Genomic DNA, 21,727 nt, shown 5'->3' on the forward strand with positions numbered 1-21,727 from the left:
TGAAATTAACATTATTTTCTTAATCTATCCGCTTCTGCTTGTACTTCCTTCATAATATCCTGTGGCGTTGATTCGCCTGTTGCAAGCGATTGACCACCTCTCATAAAGATGTCCGCAATGTTGATGTTGACGGCATTATCAAACCAAGGTGCTGTTGCCGATGCTTCTATTACCAAATTGAAAGCTTCCATACTGATTGGGGAACTGTTTTCAGCATCTACACCCCCTATAATGGCATTTAATTGCCCATCTGCCTTTGTAAAGTCATATGCCGTTTCTTTAGAGGTTAAAAACTTTAGAAAATCGACTGCTTCTTTGGGTGCATTTTTACTGAGCATCCACCCTTCTGGAGCGCCTGTTAAAGCATTTTGATCCCCTTTTCCACCTTCAATACTTGGAAAATTAAAGAATCCAAAATCCATATCCGTTTGATCTTCAACCATTTTAATCTCGGCAAACTGCATGTAAACGATTGGCGATTCTCCCTTTGCAAACATGTTTCTAGCCGTTTCATGATCAATTGCAGTGGAGACGTCACCCATATATTGGGTTAATTCTTTGAAAATTTCAAGACCTCTTACATAACCAGGATCTGTAAAGGTTCCTGTCGTTTCGTTGTAATCCACTTCAGTCACACGGGGATCCAAAAGTCTTTGAAGTATTGTCCCCTCGTAGTGAGAGATCGCCCAAGCGTTTGTTAAACCTTCTACTATAGGGATCTCATAACCAGCTGCTTGTAACGCATCCAAAACTTTTATAAATTCTGCATAAGTTTTTGGTGCTTCAAGATTATTTTCTGCAAAAATGCTTTTATTGTAGAAGAATGCTTTTCCATCTATGGTAAAAGGAATCCCATAGGTGACCTCATCAAAAGTAAATCCAGAAAACTGTGATGCAATAATACTGTCTTTCCAATCGGTATCCGCCTCTAAAATATCATTTATTGGCATAATTCTGCCAGAAGACACTAGATTTAATGCAAAGGAATCAGACCATGAAGTAAAGATATCTGGTAAGTCGTCATTTGAGACCAATACACGTATTTTTTCTTTATATGAGTCGTTTAAAACAGCATCAATGTTGATTTTCACATTTGGATTAAGCGCCATAAAGGCATCCGCCTTTTCTTGATAAAAAGATTTTCTCGGCTCATTAGGCCATCTGTGGAAAAAATCAATAACAACTTGGTCCTCTTTTACCCCATTGTCCGAGGACACTTCAACATCGTTTGCCTTTGAACATCCAACCGTAAAACTTATGATTAAAACAAGCAGCCCCAATATCGTCATTTTACGCTTCATCATAGTTCCCTCCTTCAACATAAATATTAGTATACACTGTTTCTTTTTAGTATTCCATTTTCCACATATATCTTCTCACCGAAAGTGGATGCCCTGTATGTTCTGCTAATCCATCTGCATATTGACGCAAAACAGCACCAATAATTGCAGGCCCAAAATAGGCTCTTAAATCAGCATCCACCTTTAGATAATCTAGCTTTTGAACATCAACCACTTCAATTTTATCGCTAAATTTCTGGGCAAATTCAAGCGCTCTATCATCAAGTGGTCTTGACGGTCCATCTCCAACAATCACAAGAAACGGCACATCATAATCCGTCACTTCAAATGGACCATGGAAATATTCTCCCGAGTGAATGGCATTTGAATGAATCCATAACATCTCCATGAGCAGACAACTCGTAAAGGAATACGCTTGATCAAAGTATGCTCCTGATGCCATCGTATAGATCAATTTTTCTCTTTTATTGCGCTTTCCAAAATCAAATGCAGCGTCATAAGTGTTCTTCTTATTCACTTCAAACAAATTTTCAAGATTTGAAAGTTGGTTTAAAAGTCGATCGTATTTTTCATTTGGAGAAAGTGCATTGATGATATTAAAGATTAACGCCCAGAACATGCCCGTATCACCATCTACAGCATCAGACCCATCTTTGTAATTATAGTGAACCACATACTCCGCTTCACGGCAGAGTGGCGATGCCATATCCATTGAAATTGCAATGGTCATAGCGCCTTTATCTCTAGCAAATTTTGTGGCATCTACGGTTTCAGGCGTAGTGCCTGAGTGAGATCTCGTAATAACGACACTGTTCTCTCCTAAGGTTTTTGGATTTAGATGTATAAACTCATTAGAAGTATATACTTTTGACGGGAGATTTAATTCTCTGTCCATAAAATAATCTCCGGGACCTAAAGCCGCTTTAGAACCGCCGCATCCGACAAAAAAGAAATTTTTGACTGTCATGCTTTTTAGAGCACTCAGTACTTTTTGCATCTGTTCTTGGTGTTCAATATTCATTTTATCGCCCTCCTGTTATATAACGTCATATGACGTCTTGATATTATATTAATTAATATAACGTCATATGTCAACCTATTTTATTGAATTTTCTAAATATTTAGTTTTTTTATTTCGCTTTAAACAGAAAAAAGGCCCACACTTCTGTGTGGACCTTTTCTCTGTTTAAAATAAAGGTTTAGTTTTTTCCCCATTTCATAACCAGTGCTGCAAAACTATATCCCAAACCGCCTGTCAACATTAAAATATGACTGCCTTCTTGAATTTGCTTATTTTTTAAGCCTAATTCTAAAGACAATACATTGTCCACATGACCCACATGGCCATATTCGTCAAGATAGTTGGATTGATCTAGGTCAAAACCTAAGGTATTTAGAATATATTTATGGGCTTCACGCTTCACATGAACCATAGCCACATAATCTACATCAGAGGGCATGATTTGACTCAAAGCCATGGCATGAGTTGCAACCTCTAAAAAAGCAGGAATGGCTTTTTTCCTCATATTTTCTTTAAATGCATCGTAATTAGGCATCTCAATTTTCCATAAATTCATTGCATCCATTTTGTTTGGAAACCGTGGATCAGCTGAACCGTTATGTCGCGCCACTACATCGTCTGCAAAAACGGCTTCATCTTTAATGTAAGTTTCAAATATTTGGTTTTCCGGATAATCTTTTTTCAGTAGGATTGAGCAAGCGCCCACTGTTAATGGCAACATAAAAGAGGACTTAAAATCTGTAGGATCAACAAGGTAGGCAATCGTGTTTGCCCCTGTAATCATAACTGTTTTTATAGATTCATTCGCTGTCATCATATCCTTTGCCAGTTTTATGGCGAGTACAGTTGCTGAACATCGATATGAGATATCAAACCCCCACGCACGGGTGGCCCCAATCTCTTTTTTCACTTTTATTGCTGCTGTCCAACATATAAATTCCTTATACTCTTCCCCATTGAAGATAATCAAGTCAATATCTTCAGGGTTCGTTTGAGTTCTTCTCAAACAGTCAAAGGCGGACTTCACTGCCATGGATACACAATGGTCTTCTGCACCGCCAACAACTTTATTTTTAATGCCGATCTTATCAATAATTATATGCTCAGGGATTCCTGAAATTTTTTCCAATCCTTTGGCAGAGATACGCTCTTCAGGGATATAGAGTCCATAGCCTACCATTCCGCAGACAGCTGATTTACCACTCATATACGCCATCCTTTAAATTCTAATAGCGCACTCGACCATGAAAACCCTGCGCCAGCACTAAACAACATAATTTTATGACCTACTTCGAACTTTTGGTCCTGTGTCATCAAATCTAAGTTAAATAAAATGTCTGTTGGTCCCATATGGCCGTAATCCTTAGCGATATACTGAGAGGTTTTACTGACATCCATCCCAATAATATTTATTATTTTGAGCATGATCTCTTTGCCAATATTGTACAGCACCATATAGTCCAATTCAGATTTGTCCAAGTTTAATCTATTCAACAATTCTATCATGACACGTTTATTATTTAATCCAATAATGTTAAAGAGGTCATCACGCTTCCCGCTGTCACTTAAATATTCTGATGCTGTTTTTCGACTGTCAGAACAAAATCGATTTAATCTGACATCTTCGGCCGTTGCAGGTGATTTCAATCCACCTACAGGTATTTTCCACAAATGATTGAAACTGCCATCCGTCAGTGCATGTGTGCCTTTGATCTCAAAACCACGATCACTTCTCATCACCACACACGCGCTTGCGCCATCTCCATAGAAGTTTGCCGAAGCAGATGTCCAACGATTAATGATGGGTTTTTCATATTTGTCACTGCACACAACCAGAACTGCATTGATATCTGGATCCGATTTTAACTTGCTATATGCAAAATCTAATCCAGCCATCCCACCACAGCAAAATTGTTCAATCCGAAACGCATAAGCGTTCGTTGCACCGAGCTCATGGGCAACTTTTGCGGCGTCAGACCATCGTAAATAATCTGACATCGTACTCGAATAAGTTATAATATCAATATCTTTCGGCAGAATATTAGCTTTTTCAATTGCTATTTTTGCAGCTTTTATCGCCATATCTGTTGGTTCCTCACGCTTAGCAGCATGAACTTTGTCGATCCCAAGCTCATCTATGTTTTTTTGTGAAAGCCCCTCATTTATAGCAAAATCTTTTGTATATTCAACATCTTTAGGTACATATCTTCCAGTTGAAACAATACTTACAGCTTTCATTTCATGCCCCCTCTTATAAAATACCTTCGCACTCTAATAACTTACTAAAACTGAATCGCAGCACTTGCAGTTGAAAAACCCGTCCCTGCACTAAATAGAACAACTAAGTCCCCCGATTTAATTTTATTATTCTTTTTCATCTGATCATAGTTGAAAAAAATATCCGCAGGGCCCATGTGTCCATGCTGGCTTCCATATTCCCATGAAGTATCCGCCAAATTAACGCAGAGCATTTTGCTTATGTTTTCAATAATAAACTTACCGACATTGTAGGTAATGATTTTATTGACATCCGATTTCTCTTTTTTTATTTTTTCAAGTAATTTTTCAAAGGTCTTAATATTTGTATTCACAATACGCTTTGATACACGTTCTCTTTCAGCATCATCCTTCAAGTATTCCAGTGCAAACCGATTCATATCAATCCGAAACAAATTCTGTTCAATGTGCTCGGGTTCAAGTGGGGTAACAGTTCCCCCCACAGGTATTCTCCACAGATGATTTAACGCGCCATCCGTCATATTTACGACATCAATAATTTCATGATCCGTCACACCACGACTGATTATAGCTGCACTAGCACCATCTCCCCATATGCAAGCATCTGCTGTTTTCCACCTATTTACAATCGGTTCTTTAAACATATCTGCAGAGACGATGAGTATATGATTTATATTTTCATCCGCTTTAATTTTGGATACTGCATAATCTAAAGCAATAATTTGAGCATTGCAAGCTTGATCAAAACGCATGGCAGATGCGTTAATCGCCCCAATTTCATATTGAATTTTTGCATATTCTGCCCACATAAAATATTCTGGAAATCCACCGTAAGAATAAATAATTATATTGATATCTTCAGGCAATATCCCCGCATCCTTGATTGCATCTTTAGAAGCCTGAATTGCCATGTCCGTGGGATACTCCGTTTCGTCCGCTATATGAACTTTGCTTATGCCTATTTTTTGTATATACGCTTCTGTAAAGTTGAAAATTGACTTTACATGATCCGTATACATCACATTTTTGGGTGCATAAGAACCACTACCCGATATGCCTATGCCTGAATATTTTCCCAATGCTCACGCCCCCTTAATTAAAATCTGATTGCTCATGCCATTCCAGTAACATGCCCGACCAAGCTAACCCCGCACCGAATGAAACCATGACAACTTTATCGCCCTTGTTCACTTTCTTTTCAACAACGGCTTCCGCTAAAGTAATTAAAGTAGAGGCCCCTCCTGTATTCCCATACTTCTCAATCGTTGTATGCGTTTTATCCATCGTCAATCCAATCTTCTCCATTGAAGTTTTTATGATATTAATATTGGCCTGATGGGAAATGACCATATCTATATCCTCTACCTTTACACCACTTTTTTCTGCCACTTGAACAATACTTTCTGGTAAGACTGTAGTTGCAAAATTCCAAACAGCTTTGTTATCCATATTGAGATATCTTTTCTTTACATCGTCAACATTTCCGCTATCAACCGGCATTTTCAAGCCTCCAGCGGGTATAATGCACGCGTTATATCTGGACCCATCCACTTTCATTAGATAAGATTGAATGCCCTGTCCTTTTGGAAGCCGACTTAAAACAGCTGCGCCAGCCCCATCTCCAAAAAAACAACAGGTTTCACGATCATTCCAATTAATCAAATTGCGACTGATAATATCGCCACCAATGACCAAAACATTTTTGCAACTACCACTTGCTACAAAACTTGCACCTATTGATAACGCATATACACTCCCAGGGCATCCACCGATAACCGCATCAAAAGCACCGGCATTGATTGCCCCTAAATTATCTTGAACTTTAAAAGACGTCGAAGGATCTATATGATCTGGATCTACTCTGGCCAGTATAATCAAATCGATATCTTCAGGCTTAAGCCCTGCGTTTTCTATGGCACGTCTACCCGCTATCGTTGCCATATTAGAAAGCGTTTCACTCTCATCTGCAATTCTTCTTTCGCCAACGCCGATTTTGCTTCTTATCCACTCATCAGTGGTTGGTATCTGTTTTGACAGCTCATGATTTGTCAAAATTCTCTCTGGTAAAAACGTTCCCATACCTCTAATGCCAACACCAAAACTACCATTTTCTGCTATATTAGTTATCATATGGTCTCCCTCTAAATTATATTTTTCAATTTACATGCTTCTTGATAATAAAACATTGTGGGCATATTCCCAGCAAGTATGACTTGTTTGATATTGCCTTTAAGAAATTTGAGCCTCTTTTGAACCAATGCTTTTGTCGGATTCAGAGTGCCTATATTCAAATCATGAAAATCTTGACTAGAAATATCGATCACTACCTGATTGTCTTCTTGTAACCCTAAATTGACATGAAGGTATCCGTCCTTAATCTCAATCGTATGATCAAAATTAATATCCGTCATTTTATAGCCCACACTTAATTGAATCGCGTTATTGATATGTTCTTTTCTCACACTTTCCTCATTCATCATTGCCACCATTTGCTGTATAACATCCCATAGCAATGTGCCATCTTCGTATGTTCTAGAAGCTTCATTCATAAATTTCCTCCTAAATAAATTCGTTTTTATCACACCATCTCAATAACATCCCCGCCCATTGAAAACCTGCTGCATTTCCAAATTGGAAAATATAGTCACCCGGTTTGATTTTATTGTTTTGGACGGCTTCTTTTAAAATAATAAAAGCAGATCCCGCACCACTGTGCCCATACATATCCGTGACAATATGCGTTTTTTCTAAACTTTCTCCAATGGCATCTAATTGAGCTTCCAATTGCGATATGGCCGCTGGATGTGGTGAATAAAAATTGACATCGGTTCTTTTTAGATTTGCTTTACGCAAACATTCATCCAAGGAAGTCGTAAACCACGTGATCACTCTTGGTAATAAGACGCCAACGATTTCACTTCTTGTTATGAAATAGTCTTTTCCTTCTCCCTGTTCTGCCCTTGGAACTCGAGAACCTCTATTGAACAACCCAGATCCATAAAAAAACTTACCATCTGAATCAAAATGCTCTGATAAAAAGCCACTAAAACCGGCCTTTAACTTCCCGAGAACAACAGCACTTGCACCATCTCCTATAAACCCCATAAATAAATTTTCTTCTGCATTGAGCATTCTAGACGTACAATCACCCGTTACAACCAGCGCTTTGTCATATGTGCCATCTATCATGTATCTTATAGCAGTTGCCAGTGCATAATTAGATGCAGCGCATGCTTGATTTAGATTGAGGACCAATGCATTTTCAAGGCCAAGCTCATGTTGAATCAGAGAACCTGTAGCTGGGGAGAAAAAGTCTCCCGATCCAGTGGCTACAATTAGAAGATTGATCTCTTCCTTTGAAACGCCTGAATCTTCTATGGCAGCTTGACCTGCCTTGATTGCAAAATCGGAAAAAGCTTCATTTTCATTTGCCCATCTTCTTTCTTTTACACCCGTATAAAATGCGACTTGTTCCTCTTCAAGCCCTATAAGATTTTCGATATCCTTATTGGTTACGATTCTATCCGGTATGCTGTATCCAATGCCCTGTATCCCTATTGATGCATAATTCATAATTTTTCCTCCGTGTTATAATCATAAAAACCTTTTCCAGTTTTGCGTCCCAGGTACCCTGCGTCGACCATATTTTTCAAATGACAGCACGGCCGATATTTTGAATCGTGAAAATTATCATATAAACTTTCCATGCTGTAATAAATAGAATCTAAGCCTATCAAATCAGCCAATTCGAGTGGTCCATTTTTTAGATTCATCGCTTTTTTCATGATATCATCTAACATTTTAGGTGAAGAAACCAAACCTTCACTCATCATCATTGAGGCCTCGTTAAAAAACGGCACCAATAAACGATTGATCACAAAGCCTGGTGTATCTTTCACAAGAAACGACTCTTTTTGAATTGATTTTACAATATCCAGAGCCTGATCAATTGCGGTTTGAGAGGTTCTATAACCGCGTATAATTTCAACAGCATTCATCATGGGAACTGGTGACATAAAGTGCATGCCTAAAAACAATTCCGGGTTTTTTAGAGAAGATCCCAATTTAGTGATGGAATATGTCGATGTATTGGAAGCGACTAAGCAATCCTCAGAAATATACCGATCCATTTTTTGCAGTAAATCATGCTTTAAGGCTTGGTCCTCTTTGATGGTTTCTATAACAAAACCAACTTTACTCAACTGTTCAAGATCCGTATCCAGCATTAAAAATTCAAGATTACTTTTTATTGTGTTTAATGCTGCTTTTGTTATTCTCCCTTTTTTTAATTCATGTTCTAAGTAAGACATCATTTTATCTTTATGATCTAAAGATCTTCCATATATATGGACAGTATAACCATTTTGTGCAAAGAGATGGCTGATCCCCTTCCCCATCAATCCCGTTCCAATTACTGCAATATCACAATTTTTCATATGCATTCCCTTCATTTTTAATAATTTCCTCAAAAACCTCAATCATAATGTTATTAGATACTCTTAAACTTAAAAAGGTATATTTTTTCACCTTATTGATTTCATGAATGGTTCTGATTTCATGTAAAAATTCATGTCCCGTTTTATTGATTCGGTCATAAAAAGCTTCAATATTCTCCACCTTAAAAGAAATATGATGAAGTCCGTTACCTCTTTGATCAAGAAATTTGCTAATAACACTATTGGTCTCAAAAGGCTCTAAGAGTTCAATTTTTGTGTCGTTAAAATTAATAAAAGTTGAATCCAATCCCATTTCCTCATATTTTGTCTTTTGGCCTATATTGCCGTTCATCAATGTACAATAGAGTTCTAAAAATTGTGCCGCATCAGCACAGGCAATCCCAATGTGATCTATTTGCAAAATGACACCCCTTTCTCATTAAATAACAGATAGCCCAATACCACCGTCAACCTCTACGACTTGCCCAGTTATATAACTGGACGCTTCACTTGCCAAAAATACCGCTGTTTTAGAAACGTGTTCAGGTAATCCCATTTTTCTTACGGCAATTTTTTTGAGTGCTGCTTCATAGACTTTTGGAGGAAGATCATCCCAAATACCAGTCTCTATAAAACCTGGTGCAATACAGTTCACTCTGACTTTATAACGTGCAGCTTCTTTTGCGAGCGCTTTTGTAAACCCTATTATGCCTGCCTTTGAAGCACTGTAATTGGTTTGACCCACATTTCCATAAATACCTGCAATAGAAGCGATATTCACAATGACCCCTTGATTCTCCCTGTAGAGCAATTCTAAAAAAGCTTTCGTGCAATTAAACACGCCTGTGAGATTTATGTCAATTACAGTATGCCAGTCAGAATCGCTCATTTTCATAAAGAGGCTATCCCTTAAAACACCTGCGTTATTGACTAAAATATCGATCTTTTTATGCTTTTTTTCGATGGCATCTCTTATCTTTAACACCTCATCAAAATTGGATACATCCACTTGAAATGCAAAGACCTTTCTGCCAAGAGATTCGATGATCGTCGCTAACGCTTGAGCGGATTGCGCGTCACTTCTATATAAAAAAATAATGTCTGCGCCTTCTTCAGCAAATTTAATGGCTATATCTCTTCCAATGCCTCGACTCCCACCAGTAATTAATGCCGTTTTGTTTTCTAACCGCATATCTATATCCCTTTCTTCTTAGAATCACTTCTTGTAATGGCATCCGAAAAACAAGCTTCTTGACAACAAAAACAGCTGATACAAGTTTCTCGATCTACTTTCGGAACATCGGGGAGCACGATCGCATTAGCTGGACAGATTTCCACACATATGCCACATTTTACACATTTCTTCTGATCAAACAGAGGAATCGGTTTAAAGAATTTGTAGATCACAGGCGTTACTCTTTCTGCCCAACCGTTAAATTTGATTAAATAGCCTGAGGGTTTGTCATACTTAACGCTTTCAATAACATCCCCGATTAATTCGATGTCATTTTCTTTGGGTCCAACACCTCTTTCAATGCCCTTTTCTATATAACCAACATCCTTAACCTTGATGCCAATTTGGCGCATAGCCACAATATCTAGAGCAAGACCATTCGTACTTGCCAGTATCATATTGGATCTAACTGGCTTCCCATTTGCAGGTCCATTGCCCTCCATCCCAACAATACCATCCATAATCGTAAGCGCTGGATTTATAGTGCTATAAAGATCTAATAATGCATTTTCAAAATTATCTTTGGTGCCTAAATTGGCATGTAGTTTCATTTTATTCTTGCCAACGATTGTCCCGTATAGATTTTTGATGGCACCTGTATAAAGAACCGCATGATGTATTTTAGTTTTGGGCATATTAATAACGAGATCACATTCACCGATATACTTAGTCATTGGAATTTTTTTCAAGATCACATTGGCAGTGTTTTCAACTCTGTCTATCTCGTAACGGTCGAAATCACATATCTTGCAACCATATCTTTCCGCAATATCGGTCATACCGCAAACTGTAAAAATTTTATCGGTGCCATGTATGCCTGAATCACCAATCCATATATCTTCAACACCATATGCCACGAGTATTTTTACAACAGCTTCAACCATTGCGGGATGAGTTGTTGCAGCTTTTTCAGGTGAAACAGGAGAAACTAAATTGGGTTTTATAAGGACCTTTTTACCTCTTGTAAAAAGTGCTTTTGGATTGCAGATCTCATTGAGCATATTTTGGATCATAGGCTCTAAAATAGAGACATCATAGACTTCACACTTTCGCATAGAGACCTTTGTTTTTTTGCCACTTGACATATCTAGACACCCCACTCTAAAATTGCAGAACCCCAAGACCATCCTGCGCCAATGGTTACAAAGGCTAACATATCGCCATCGTTTAATCCCTTTTTACGGTTGATATGATCAAGCGCCAACGGAATATTTGCACTGGATGCATTCGCATATTTATCAAGTGTAATAATCACTTTTTCCTCTGATATATTCACCTCTTTTGCACAGTCTCTCAAAAGTTTCAAATTGGGCTGATGCGGAATCAAAAAGTCTATTTCATGTGAACTCATTTGTGCCTTTTCAAGAACTTTGTTTATTGCGTAGGGAATAATACGCCTAGCAGTAATCCCCACCTCTTTGCCTTGCATTCTTACATAGTGCTTTCTTCGATCTATTAAATCATACGAAATGGGATGCTCTGCATTGCCAGCAAATAGAGTAACATGATCTTTACTTTCACCATCTGTGGCAAAATAAGTACTTATTATACCGCGTCGCGTCTCTGAGCTCTTCAAAACAATTGCACCAGCCCCATCACCGAAGAATACACACCCTCTGTCTTTATAATCCAACATTGTAGACATTGAGTCTGCACCTATAACAAGAACCTTGTTAAAGTAACCCGTCTTGATAAATTGCTCCGCAGTGATTAATGCAAACATAAAACCAGCACATGCTGCATTTATATCATATGCAGCTGCATTTTTTGCTCGAATTTTCCTTTGAATTATGGTCGAAACAGATGGAACCATTCGATCTGGTGTTACAGTTGCAACCAGTATTAAATCAATCTCTTCTGCTGTCATCTCAGCCATTTCTAGAGCCTTCTCTGCCGCTTTTGCAGCCAAATCAGAAGTCACTTCACCATTGGAAATTCTTCGACGCTCATAAATGCCTAGAACATTTTCGACCCAATCTTTATTCGTAGGTGCTGATTTCTCTAAATCTGAATTTGTTAAAATTTCATCTGGTACATAAGAACCCGTTCCACAAATCACAGCATTTCTCATATTAATCCCCCTTGTTATAGTATTGACGCACCTAAACCACCATCAACTGTAAGTGTTTGGCCGCAAATATAATTTGAATCCTCACTTGCTAAGAAAACTGCCATAGAACCAATGTCTTCTGGAGTTCCAAATCGATTAAGTGGTATCCTATTTCTCATTTTCTCCAAAATAGGATCTGGCGTATGCTTGAGCATATCCGTTTGTATCGCTCCTGGTGCAATGGCATTAACAATAATCCCATACTTTCCAACTTCAGCAGCAAGACTTTTAGTAAAACCCACTAAACCCGCTTTTGCTGCGCAGTAATTTGTTTGTCCAATATTGCCAACAGACGCACTCAACGAAGTGACATTGATGATTTTTCCAGAACCCTTGTCTTTCATATGCTTTAATATAGCTTTTGAACAATAATACGCACTGTTTAAATTGTTATTGAGCACTTCTTGCCAATCCTTAAAATCCATATTGAGCAGCATATGGTCTCTTGTAATACCCGCGTTATTCACAAATATATCTATTCCACCAAAAAACTCAATGGCTTTATCAATCGCACGATTGACTTCATCTTTGTCGCTCACATCAACAGGAAACATAATGGCTTTTCTGCCTATGCTTCTAATCCTATTTAGGGTCTCCTCAGCTTGTTCATGGTTGCTTTTATAAAAGATTGCAACATCCGCACCAGCTTCAGCCATTTTGATCGCAATTCCCTTACCAATTCCTCTGCTACCACCGGTTATAATCGCCACTTTATTATTTAAATCCATTATCAAACCCTTCACCTTTCAAAGAAGTAGCCTTTCTGCCTTCACGAAAAGCCATTATATTTTTTTCATAGCTTTGAGAGGGCACAACACGCTTTATAGCTTCTAGCCAACACGCTTCTTCAACCTCAATGTGTTTTGATAAAGCACCAACAACACAACTATTTGCAAATTTCATGTCCAATTTTTGCAGTTTCAACAAGGCTTTAGTATCCACTATGGTTTTATTGCATGGCAACGCTTCAAAAATCATTTCAATCTCAATATCTTCATTCAAGCCCATCTCTACAGAATTCGGAATGATGGCCTCTTTATCTGTTATAAGTAACCCTTCTGTCTTAAGATAGTCATAACATCTCAATGCTTCATATTTTTCAAAAGCAATGACCATATCTGCAGATTTTGCCTTGATCAAGGGGGACAAGATATTTTTCCCAATTCTAATATGTGATATGACCGAACCACCTCTCTGACCGATTCCTATAATGTCTGTAGATTTTAAATCATACCCCTTCTGCATAAAAACGGTTGATATGATCTCGTTTGCCAATACGATTCCCTGTCCTCCAATACCACAAACTATAATATCTAATTGAGATATCATTTGATTGCCTCCATTTTTTTGTTTTGATTAAAGATGACACACGGATGTCGTGAAATAATAACAGATAAGATCTCCATATTCATTGCATCAAGAATGGTTTTTTCAAGCACCTCGATGTTTTTAGAATCAATAACCCTTACATTTCTGACCCCAATGCCTCTACAAACGGATTCAATTGATGATAGAGCATCGTTTGTTTTGACTGCCACTGTCGGTTGTCCGCCTGTCATTGCAATGGTCATATTATCCTCTATTACCACAGTGGTCGCACTCTCATTGTGTACCATATTGATGAGGTTGTTGATTCCTGTATGCCAAAACTCACCATCACCCATAATGGCCAACATTTTTTTACTTTTAGAATGAGCTGGATTGGCTTTATTATAGCCATGCGCAATTCCAAAAGACGAACCCATGCACTTCACAACATCTATTATTCCAACATGCGGAAGTGCACCTAACCCTCCACAGCCAATACCTGAAGCCGTATAAATGTCATGCTTTTTTATAATTTCATTTACAGCATGATGTGGGCATCCCTTACAATTCGTCGGCAGTCTAATGGGAACATCCCTTTTTTTAACCAATGCCGTCTTCTTTAAAAATTTATTTTCAATAATATCCGGTGTGAAGTAGAGCATCTCTGGAAATCTTGGAAATAAATCTTCACCAATGATCTTTAAGCCCATACTCTTTATTTCTTTTTCAATAAGGGGATGTCCATCCTCTAATAGATACACATCTTGGTGCGTCTTTATAAACTGCCTTATGCGTTTTTCAGCCAGTGGATAAACCATACCCAGTTTTAAAAAGGATGCATCTGGAAAAATCTCTTTTGCATAATAATAGGCAATACCTGTTGCGATGATCCCCATATTCGTCTTGCCCTTTTCGATTTTATTAAGCGCGGTTTCATCTGCATAGAGCTTAAGCTTTTGCCATTCATCGTTAAAATCATGCCAATAATCTTTTAATTTGTCTAAGGCACAATCATCAAACCCAAATTTTACAATATTGCCAATTGTTTTTTGGTAGCTCTTGTGACTTAATTTTCTGAAAGGTTTTTCAGCAATAAAAGCCTCAAAAGATACAACCGTTTTAGATTTGCACAAAATTGAATTTAGCCTGAAAATAACGGGCGTCATGTAGGCTTCGCTCATTTGAAAAGCGACTGCAACAAAATCCTTTGCTTCTTGGCTGTTAGAGGGTTCAACAACTGGCACACTCGACATGATGCCATAGCTTCTACAATCTTGATAATCATCACCTGCTATTCTACCGATATCATCCGCTACCACGATGACAATTCCACCATTTATCGGCGTACCCGCCAACTGTGTAAAAGCATCCGCAGCAACATTGAGACCCAAAGTCTTCATCACCACAAGTGATCTGTAACCCGCGAGTGAAGTGCCTATTGCAACTTCTAGAGCAACTTTTTCATTTGTGGACCACTCGCACTTTACGGATTTTGCTTGTTGAAGAACCGTTACAATTTCTGTACAAGGTGTTCCAGGATACCCACTTACAAAAGCGACCCCACTTTCTATAGACCCTTGTGCAACAGCTTCATTACTCGTCATCAATTTTTTCATTTTTTTCTCCACTTATTATCCATTAAAGCATCTCATCATAATACTTATTGTGTTATATATTCAATTTTATGGGTTGTACGGGTTGAAAAAATCCACACTTAATAAGGCCAATATTATCGTATGGATTGTATTTTACAACTTAATCAGAATCAGAATCATGATTTTTTTTAGACAGCAATTTTTTGTAAATCAATAATTTGAGTGGAATTGCTATAATGAGCAACGCTATAATAATAAGCCACCACTTTAATGCCATTATCAGATCACCTCCTTTTAGCTTATTTTTCTATTCATCAAAATGCTTACGTCAGACCGCGGATGATTCTCTTTTTAATCAACATGAATAAAATGAACGTCATGCCTAGAATCCAACTCAGATTTATAATGATTTGATGCCAAGTTGCCGTGTTAGAAACAATATCTCTAAAGCCAACAAAAATCCAGTAAGTCGGCAGTATATATAAGAAAAATTGACTGGATTCGGGAATCACCATGGCACCCACGATAGATGCCGCTGTTGCAAGATAGATCATCTTCATATTCATGACACCTGCAATTTGATTATCACTGATAACACCGATTAGAAAGCCTAAAACGGAGGCGGTTAAAGTCCCCGATAAAACAATGACGAGTATCATCAGTTTATTGACATCATCTATTTTTAAAAGCCACAAAATTATATAAACCTGAGCAACTGGAAGCACAAAGCCAAGCAAGCTCTTACCGATAATAAATTCCATTTTATTCATCATCGTCACATTTAAGGCTTGAATCGTCTTGGATTCTTTCTCCTCAATGATATTGAATCCAATGATGATACCCCCTAATATAATCGCTGTAATCATCAATGCTGCACTTCCAATAATACTTATCGGTGACCGTTTCACACCAATATCTCTAATCTTATAGCTGATACTTGCATCATTTACCCCATTGATCTCTCTAATAATTTTTTGAGGAACAACTTTTGTATCATGAGTTTCATTACCTTCTAGTATAATGAAAAGACTGCCCTCTTTTTCACTCATAACCCCTGCAATATCATCCATCCCATTTACTCGATTGATTATTTCCTCTTTGGATTCAAAGAGGAAAACAGATCCATACTTGTTAAACTCATCTACGATAGACTGATCTAAAGATGCTTCTAATGCAAATTGAAGGGAAGCAGATTCTGTATTGGGAATGATCATCGAAAATCCAAGCGCTAATAATAGAGGCCCTATCATCATATATAACAAAATGTATTCTCTCACACTACTTTTGAAGTCTCTTCTAAAAATGGATATAATTCTATTCATATAGCACCGCCTAGCTTCTTTCTAGATTTCTTTTAAATGCGAGTATTGATAAAAAATACAACACAATCAAAATGAGGATAAACATAACAACCGTCTTAATTATAATCGTGTCATTCCCCGTTGGAAATACCGCTTCTTTTACCGAAAAGAGGAGATAATAAGTCGGCAGTAACTTAATATAAAGCGGGGCATAACTTGGCAAAAGATATGATGTCAAAGGCAATCCCAACAACAGATTGACAATTAGAATCCAAATCATAGACTCTGAAATCGTCTTAAAGAAACTTGCCATAATTAATCCAAGAGTAGCCGAAAATACACTCCCTAATAGGATTAAGACCCCAAGCCATAAGTAGTTCATGTTAAGACCCATTACCAATCCAGCGGTTAAAAAGGACCCCATAATACCTAGAATCGCCATAACTGTTATTTTTGAAATCAGATATTCAGACAATCGCCCAGGAGTGACTGCAAATGATTTTATAGTGCCTTCATCCTTCTCGATGAAAATCAGTGCTGCGATTAAAATAAACCCGAGCATAGTGGATTCCATCACTAGGAAAAGCGGTAATATATTTTTATTCGCAGGAATTTCTTTTTGATCCGCAGCTGAATTAATGATCTCTGTTTTAACGTTTATCTCACCCTTGATTGAATGTGAGATTTCATCTTTCATCGCAAGTATTAAAGTGCTTTGAACTTGCTCATTTTCATAGCCGTGCAGTAAAAACTCAATGTCGACCTCATCCTCTACCCCAGTGATCACAAGACCGATACAATTAATTTCTTTGTTCATATTCGTCTCGATCTCTTTCACAGAAGACATCTGCAAAACATTGTTGTGGTCCTTTTTCATGGTTTCAAGTGTGGTGTTAAGTGCACTCTCATAGGCACCAGTATATGATATGTAATAATAAACTGGAGGTTTAATCGTTAAGTCCTCCGCTATTACAAAGTTTATTAAAACCACAAATACGAGGGACAATACTATAACGATATGAAAACAATAATTTCTAAAAGCATAAAGGATATCTTTCATTAAAAGTCCAAAATATCTAGTCCTCATTTAAATCAACCCCCTACCGACAACGCTGATAAAGATTTCTTCTAACGATGCCTCTTGAGAGTGCATGGTGACAATACGCCCTGTTTCTACTAATTTTTGAAGTTGCGACTGTCCCTGTTTATCCACTAAAGAAATGAATTCTGTTCTTAGCTTTTCTTGATCCATAAACTCAACTTTGACAGAACGCTCTCCATATCTGAGTTTCAATTTTTGTGGCGTGTCAATCAAAATAATTTTACCGTCGTTTACAAACGCCACTCTGTCACAGAGTTCATCTGCAATGTTCATATTATGAGTTGTTAAAAATATGGTCGTTCCCTGATCTTTTTTTCGTTTAATGATGGCTTTAATCCGACTTGCTGTTTCTGGATCAAGTCCTGAGGTGGGTTCATCCAAAAACCATATTTTAGGATTGTTGATCATTGATCTTGCGAAAACCAAGCGTTGTAGCATCCCCTTTGAATACTGAGAAGCCTTTTTGTTCATATCCTTGCCTAAGCCGACTTCTTTTAAGAGCTCTTCTGGTTTTTCAGTCGCTACATTAAACATTTTACTATAAAATTTTAGATTTTCCAATCCTGTAAGATTTTTATATACATTGGGGGATTCAAACGAAACCCCTATCATATTAAAGAAATCATCACTTAATTTTTTGACACTCATGCCATCTATACTCACTTCACCTCTTTGAAGTTCTAACAAACCAAATAAAATGCTTTGTGTAGTTGATTTTCCAGCACCACTTGGCCCTAAAAATCCAAAGATCTCACCCTTTTCAACCTGAAAAGTCATATCTTGAACCGCATAATGTTCATCCTTTGAATAAGAATGGTATAAACCTTTTACATTTAACATTAAAAATCACTCCTTTTTATTCGAATTCCATTTTCTATGAACGCTAACAACGCTTCAATTAATGTCATCACATCTAAGTCTTCTTTACATTGTGTCAAATAATACTCGTTTAAAGAAATACTAAATGTCGTAATCAAATGTGCAATTAGCCTTACGTCAATATTAGGATTGACATCACCCTCTTCAATACCTTTTTTTAATAAATTCTCAATAAAAACATTACTCATATCAATACTTTCGCCTAAAACTTCCGCTTTAAATTTACTGTCACCATCATTGAGAATATCATTTCCCATTTTTGATAAATCAGGATGCTCTTTCGCAAAATTTACGCCTACTAAATACAGACCCCTTAGAATTTGGAAAAAATCTTGATGCTTTGCTTCAATCATTTGTGACGTGAGATACTTGAGTTTTAGTGTTGCTGAAACAGCTAGCACATACTTGTATAAATCTTTTTTGTTTTCAAAATATTGATAAAAGCTGCCCTTTGCAATGCCAACGTCCGCAATTATACGATTGATACTGGCATCTCTAAAGGTATAAGCCACAAACTCTTTAATAGCTGCCTCTATGATTCTTTGCTTTTTTTCTTCTGCAAGATTTAGAAATGTAGACTTTGGCATTTTAGTCTCCTAATTGACATTTTTAAAATGTGACCTCGGGGTCACTTTTAGGATATTATTTTATCTGCCTTTTGTCAACACCTTTTTTATGCGTAGGTCAAAAGAAAATTTTCAAAAAAAATACCGCCTATGATAAACTTTTGGCGGTATTGCTCTCGGTATTGTTCGCGGTATTGTTCGCGTTCTTGTGTCTTTAACTTGATCAAAAAATTTCTAAACGTCCTCTTTTAGACATTTAGTCATCAATTCTTTGATGATGTATGGAATGCGCTCATAGACGTCTTTTGTATGAACGCGTTCCGTCGTCTTGTGCAAATCTTTGCCCCAAGGGCCAATATTAACGACTGGCATATTCAGTGTAGACAGTTCTTTAAAGGGAATTCTATAAATGGTATCCCATCCAGGACTATTGGCTTTAATCAAGGCAATATCTTCATCATTTCCACACCAAGTTGCGTATGACAAATCTGAGATGCCCATAAAATAACTTTGCGATTCAAAGACGAGGTCATATTTTTCAGCCGCAATTTTATTGATCGTTTCTTCAAGCGAAAATGACAATTTTTTAGAGATTTTCATATTGTTGACATGCGGGTAGTAAGGTCCTGATAACGCCACGATGATAGCGGGACCTTCTAGATCAATTGCATCTTGTACAAACTCCACCAAGCGGGTTGTCGCCTCTGGCAAAGTGATTGTATTTTCAACGAGAAGTGCGTTGAGCTCCTCTTGAAACTCCTCATAACGCGCTTCAAATGATTGACCGATTTCCGTCATTGCCATCTGATATATTTGCTCAAAAGTATAAACCTTAGGGATAAAAGAAATCTTTTCGGGAATGTCACCGGTTAGATTACAATAATTTTCATAAGCGTCTGCAAAATAAATCAAGGTATCTCTCAGGGACCTATTGGCGAGAGATACCAGTTTGTCCATAATGTGCTTTGGCGATCTCGTAAACGTCAACCAATTGAAATAACCTGTGGCAGCTTCTGGAATCGAAGCATCATAGGCTTTTTTTCGATCTTTTAGATTGACCCATACTGGAGGTGGTGTGGCCTCTTCTCCCAATACATCACATAAATCAATATTGAGTTCTGTTTTTCTTTGTAAATCCGAAAGTACCAACGAAGGGTTAAACCCGTTAAACGGTTCGCCTATATGGCTCTTTACCCCTTTGACAAAAAGTACAGGCATGATTTTACCCACAGAACCTTCATAAAAAATGGCTTTGCCTTTTGTTTGATTAAAGTATGGTTCGCTGTTAATCGTCAAAAGATAATTGAGTTTATATTGATCACGTAATGTGGTCATTAGTGTAACCGCACCGAGCATCCCTCGGGATAAGGTTTCTTCATCTGGAACACTCAACAGCAGAATGTTACCTTCAAAATCTTCCAATTCCGAAAAATATGCGCTTAGAACCAATTGGATCGCAGCACCTGATTTCATATCGGCGACACCTCTACCAAAAGTCCAATTGCCAGACTCAAGATCTATTTTTGCTTGAGCAGGTATTTTCTTATTTGAAAGCGCCTCAATCAGTTCATCAGGCCTCAAGGCAACTGATTTGAGTTTGCCATATTCTTCAATATCTACAGCATCATGATGATGCATCAAAACGATTGTTTTATCACCCCTGCCCTTGACCAGAGACCATATGACACTGCGCTGATAAGGATCATTTTCAATTGGGTAAGCCCCACAGTACTCTGGGTGTTCACTGAAATAGGCCTGTTCTTTAATCCAGTATAAGATTTGCTCCTCTATATAAGTTTCTCTATGTGTATTGGTATCACTTTGAGTGGCAACCAATCTTAAAAATAACGATTTGATACTTTCACTAAACATATAATCTCCCTCTTTTCCTCTCATTTATATGGATAAATCCTCTTTGTAACTCAATGTTCTTTTATAGAAATCGATGATGTCTGTGAGCATATCATCTGTTATCGTATGTCCAAGGATTTATAGAGACGTTTGACCTCAGTCTCAACTCAATTTAATCGCCATATCTTATGCCCTCTTATGCGCTTCTGCCAAAATATCTTCTAACGTTTGATCGGTATATTTCATATGGTTTTCCAAATACTTTTTCCAAATACTGCTCTTCACTTAAAATTTGTAAATGCAACATAAACATCGCCCCTATTGAAAAAACCAATAAAACCCAATTAAAAAATAATAACAATAACCCAAAATACATTAAGTCAAATCCTAAAAAAGCAGGATTTCTGCTCATTGAATAGATGCCATCTGTGATCATTTTTGTTTCATCTTTTTCAGGTATTCCAGCCCGCCAACTATCTCTCATAGTCCAAACTGATATTGTAAATACAAGATCACCTATTAATCCAATCACCAGCCCCATATAGCGCATCTTTTCTGACAATATTGAAAATTCACCCAAAATAGAAATAAACTGCACGAGTACAATGCTATATGTTGCCGTTTTCATGATGGCTTCTTTAACAAATATGGATTTCTCTTTATTGCCTTTTGCAATCTGATCCGTTTGAATCCCTTTCCTTTTTTGCACCACCATTTTTGTAATATAGACCAAGTAGAAAAGTAGTATTATCATTACTGCTGCAATTTTAAAGATCATAATGCCT

Annotated in this window: 22 protein-coding genes; all 22 read right to left on the bottom strand. The window is 37.4% G+C overall.

Going from position 1 to position 21,727, the window contains the following annotated elements; all coding sequences use genetic code 11:
• Positions 1-11 precede the first annotated feature (11 nt).
• The gene (locus F3D3_RS19095) at positions 12-1,304 is read right to left on the bottom strand and encodes an ABC transporter substrate-binding protein (RefSeq protein WP_207645402.1); all 1,293 of its coding nucleotides are present in this window, start codon (positions 1,302-1,304) and stop codon (positions 12-14) included.
• A 43-nt stretch (positions 1,305-1,347) separates the two neighbouring features.
• Positions 1,348-2,322 (bottom strand): SIS domain-containing protein, encoded by a 975-nt coding sequence (locus F3D3_RS19100; RefSeq protein ID WP_069876037.1) that lies wholly within the window; start codon positions 2,320-2,322, stop codon positions 1,348-1,350.
• A 178-nt stretch (positions 2,323-2,500) separates the two neighbouring features.
• Positions 2,501-3,529: a 3-oxoacyl-ACP synthase gene (locus F3D3_RS19105; RefSeq protein WP_069876038.1), complete on the bottom strand. Its 1,029-nt coding sequence runs from the start codon at positions 3,527-3,529 to the stop codon at positions 2,501-2,503.
• Positions 3,526-4,560 carry a 3-oxoacyl-ACP synthase III family protein gene (locus F3D3_RS19110; protein ID WP_069876039.1) on the bottom strand — a complete coding sequence of 345 codons (1,035 nt, stop codon included), beginning with the start codon at positions 4,558-4,560 and terminating at the stop codon, positions 3,526-3,528. The genes F3D3_RS19105 and F3D3_RS19110 overlap by 4 nt, the downstream gene beginning before the upstream one ends.
• A 44-nt stretch (positions 4,561-4,604) precedes the next feature.
• The gene (locus tag F3D3_RS19115) at positions 4,605-5,639 is read right to left on the bottom strand and encodes a 3-oxoacyl-ACP synthase III family protein (RefSeq protein WP_069876040.1); all 1,035 of its coding nucleotides are present in this window, start codon (positions 5,637-5,639) and stop codon (positions 4,605-4,607) included.
• A 13-nt stretch (positions 5,640-5,652) separates the two neighbouring features.
• Entirely contained in the window at positions 5,653-6,690 is a 1,038-nt protein-coding gene (locus F3D3_RS19120) for a 3-oxoacyl-ACP synthase III family protein (RefSeq protein WP_069876041.1), read from the bottom strand.
• A gap of 11 nt (positions 6,691-6,701) precedes the next feature.
• Positions 6,702-7,109, bottom strand: a complete 408-nt coding sequence (locus F3D3_RS19125; RefSeq protein ID WP_069876042.1) for an SCP2 sterol-binding domain-containing protein — start codon at positions 7,107-7,109, stop codon at positions 6,702-6,704.
• A 10-nt stretch (positions 7,110-7,119) separates the two neighbouring features.
• Positions 7,120-8,133 (bottom strand): 3-oxoacyl-ACP synthase III family protein, encoded by a 1,014-nt coding sequence (locus F3D3_RS19130; protein WP_069876043.1) that lies wholly within the window; start codon positions 8,131-8,133, stop codon positions 7,120-7,122.
• A complete protein-coding gene (locus F3D3_RS19135; protein ID WP_069876044.1) occupies positions 8,130-8,996 on the bottom strand; it encodes a 3-hydroxyacyl-CoA dehydrogenase family protein in 867 nt (288 codons plus the stop codon). Before F3D3_RS19135 ends, F3D3_RS19130 begins: the two co-directional genes overlap by 4 nt.
• A complete protein-coding gene (locus F3D3_RS19140; RefSeq protein WP_069876045.1) occupies positions 8,983-9,417 on the bottom strand; it encodes a VOC family protein in 435 nt (144 codons plus the stop codon). Before F3D3_RS19140 ends, F3D3_RS19135 begins: the two co-directional genes overlap by 14 nt.
• 18 nt (positions 9,418-9,435) lie before the next feature.
• Entirely contained in the window at positions 9,436-10,188 is a 753-nt protein-coding gene (gene fabG / locus F3D3_RS19145; RefSeq protein ID WP_069876046.1) for a 3-oxoacyl-[acyl-carrier-protein] reductase, read from the bottom strand.
• Positions 10,189-10,190: 2 nt separating this feature from the next.
• The gene (locus F3D3_RS19150) at positions 10,191-11,315 is read right to left on the bottom strand and encodes a DUF362 domain-containing protein (protein WP_069876047.1); all 1,125 of its coding nucleotides are present in this window, start codon (positions 11,313-11,315) and stop codon (positions 10,191-10,193) included.
• A 2-nt stretch (positions 11,316-11,317) separates the two neighbouring features.
• Complete coding sequence (locus F3D3_RS19155) at positions 11,318-12,301, bottom strand: 3-oxoacyl-ACP synthase III family protein (RefSeq protein ID WP_069876048.1); 984 nt, start codon at positions 12,299-12,301, stop codon at positions 11,318-11,320.
• A gap of 14 nt (positions 12,302-12,315) precedes the next feature.
• Entirely contained in the window at positions 12,316-13,068 is a 753-nt protein-coding gene (locus tag F3D3_RS19160) for a 3-oxoacyl-ACP reductase family protein (RefSeq protein WP_069876049.1), read from the bottom strand.
• Positions 13,055-13,669 (bottom strand): indolepyruvate oxidoreductase subunit beta, encoded by a 615-nt coding sequence (locus F3D3_RS19165; protein WP_069876050.1) that lies wholly within the window; start codon positions 13,667-13,669, stop codon positions 13,055-13,057. Before F3D3_RS19165 ends, F3D3_RS19160 begins: the two co-directional genes overlap by 14 nt.
• Positions 13,666-15,264, bottom strand: a complete 1,599-nt coding sequence (locus tag F3D3_RS19170) for a thiamine pyrophosphate-dependent enzyme (RefSeq protein ID WP_069876051.1) — start codon at positions 15,262-15,264, stop codon at positions 13,666-13,668. Before F3D3_RS19170 ends, F3D3_RS19165 begins: the two co-directional genes overlap by 4 nt.
• 302 nt (positions 15,265-15,566) lie before the next feature.
• Positions 15,567-16,565 carry an ABC transporter permease gene (locus F3D3_RS19175; RefSeq protein ID WP_069876052.1) on the bottom strand — a complete coding sequence of 333 codons (999 nt, stop codon included), beginning with the start codon at positions 16,563-16,565 and terminating at the stop codon, positions 15,567-15,569.
• Positions 16,566-16,575: 10 nt separating this feature from the next.
• Positions 16,576-17,631 carry an ABC transporter permease gene (locus F3D3_RS19180; RefSeq protein ID WP_069876053.1) on the bottom strand — a complete coding sequence of 352 codons (1,056 nt, stop codon included), beginning with the start codon at positions 17,629-17,631 and terminating at the stop codon, positions 16,576-16,578.
• Complete coding sequence (locus F3D3_RS19185) at positions 17,632-18,486, bottom strand: ABC transporter ATP-binding protein (protein WP_069876054.1); 855 nt, start codon at positions 18,484-18,486, stop codon at positions 17,632-17,634.
• Positions 18,486-19,112, bottom strand: coding sequence for a TetR/AcrR family transcriptional regulator (locus F3D3_RS19190; RefSeq protein WP_069876055.1), 627 nt, complete (start codon positions 19,110-19,112; stop codon positions 18,486-18,488). The genes F3D3_RS19185 and F3D3_RS19190 overlap by 1 nt, the downstream gene beginning before the upstream one ends.
• Before the next feature lie 213 nt (positions 19,113-19,325).
• Positions 19,326-20,963 (bottom strand): M20/M25/M40 family metallo-hydrolase, encoded by a 1,638-nt coding sequence (locus F3D3_RS19195; protein ID WP_069876056.1) that lies wholly within the window; start codon positions 20,961-20,963, stop codon positions 19,326-19,328.
• Positions 20,964-21,138: 175 nt separating this feature from the next.
• Positions 21,139-21,720, bottom strand: a complete 582-nt coding sequence (locus F3D3_RS19200) for an isoprenylcysteine carboxylmethyltransferase family protein (RefSeq protein ID WP_069876057.1) — start codon at positions 21,718-21,720, stop codon at positions 21,139-21,141.
• Between the last annotated feature and the right edge of the window lie 7 nt (positions 21,721-21,727).

The organism is Fusibacter sp. 3D3, assembly GCF_001748365.1.
GTDB lineage: Bacteria > Bacillota > Clostridia > Peptostreptococcales > Acidaminobacteraceae > Fusibacter_A.

What these genes read in the sequence shown, in the direction of transcription:
- F3D3_RS19130 (WP_069876043.1), bottom strand. Translation starts at nt 8,133, where the DNA reads ATGAATTATGCATCAATAGGGATACAGGGCATTGGATACAGCATACCG.
- F3D3_RS19170 (WP_069876051.1), bottom strand. Translation starts at nt 15,264, where the DNA reads ATGAAAAAATTGATGACGAGTAATGAAGCTGTTGCACAAGGGTCTATA.
- fabG (WP_069876046.1), bottom strand. Translation starts at nt 10,188, where the DNA reads ATGCGGTTAGAAAACAAAACGGCATTAATTACTGGTGGGAGTCGAGGC.
- F3D3_RS19155 (WP_069876048.1), bottom strand. Translation starts at nt 12,301, where the DNA reads ATGAGAAATGCTGTGATTTGTGGAACGGGTTCTTATGTACCAGATGAA.
- F3D3_RS19165 (WP_069876050.1), bottom strand. Translation starts at nt 13,669, where the DNA reads ATGATATCTCAATTAGATATTATAGTTTGTGGTATTGGAGGACAGGGA.
- F3D3_RS19160 (WP_069876049.1), bottom strand. Translation starts at nt 13,068, where the DNA reads ATGGATTTAAATAATAAAGTGGCGATTATAACCGGTGGTAGCAGAGGA.
- F3D3_RS19095 (WP_207645402.1), bottom strand. Translation starts at nt 1,304, where the DNA reads ATGATGAAGCGTAAAATGACGATATTGGGGCTGCTTGTTTTAATCATA.
- F3D3_RS19135 (WP_069876044.1), bottom strand. Translation starts at nt 8,996, where the DNA reads ATGAAAAATTGTGATATTGCAGTAATTGGAACGGGATTGATGGGGAAG.
- F3D3_RS19120 (WP_069876041.1), bottom strand. Translation starts at nt 6,690, where the DNA reads ATGATAACTAATATAGCAGAAAATGGTAGTTTTGGTGTTGGCATTAGA.
- F3D3_RS19110 (WP_069876039.1), bottom strand. Translation starts at nt 4,560, where the DNA reads ATGAAAGCTGTAAGTATTGTTTCAACTGGAAGATATGTACCTAAAGAT.
- F3D3_RS19185 (WP_069876054.1), bottom strand. Translation starts at nt 18,486, where the DNA reads ATGTTAAATGTAAAAGGTTTATACCATTCTTATTCAAAGGATGAACAT.
- F3D3_RS19190 (WP_069876055.1), bottom strand. Translation starts at nt 19,112, where the DNA reads ATGCCAAAGTCTACATTTCTAAATCTTGCAGAAGAAAAAAAGCAAAGA.
- F3D3_RS19125 (WP_069876042.1), bottom strand. Translation starts at nt 7,109, where the DNA reads ATGAATGAAGCTTCTAGAACATACGAAGATGGCACATTGCTATGGGAT.
- F3D3_RS19100 (WP_069876037.1), bottom strand. Translation starts at nt 2,322, where the DNA reads ATGAATATTGAACACCAAGAACAGATGCAAAAAGTACTGAGTGCTCTA.
- F3D3_RS19150 (WP_069876047.1), bottom strand. Translation starts at nt 11,315, where the DNA reads ATGTCAAGTGGCAAAAAAACAAAGGTCTCTATGCGAAAGTGTGAAGTC.
- F3D3_RS19200 (WP_069876057.1), bottom strand. Translation starts at nt 21,720, where the DNA reads ATGATCTTTAAAATTGCAGCAGTAATGATAATACTACTTTTCTACTTG.
- F3D3_RS19180 (WP_069876053.1), bottom strand. Translation starts at nt 17,631, where the DNA reads ATGAGGACTAGATATTTTGGACTTTTAATGAAAGATATCCTTTATGCT.
- F3D3_RS19195 (WP_069876056.1), bottom strand. Translation starts at nt 20,963, where the DNA reads ATGTTTAGTGAAAGTATCAAATCGTTATTTTTAAGATTGGTTGCCACT.
- F3D3_RS19105 (WP_069876038.1), bottom strand. Translation starts at nt 3,529, where the DNA reads ATGAGTGGTAAATCAGCTGTCTGCGGAATGGTAGGCTATGGACTCTAT.
- F3D3_RS19175 (WP_069876052.1), bottom strand. Translation starts at nt 16,565, where the DNA reads ATGAATAGAATTATATCCATTTTTAGAAGAGACTTCAAAAGTAGTGTG.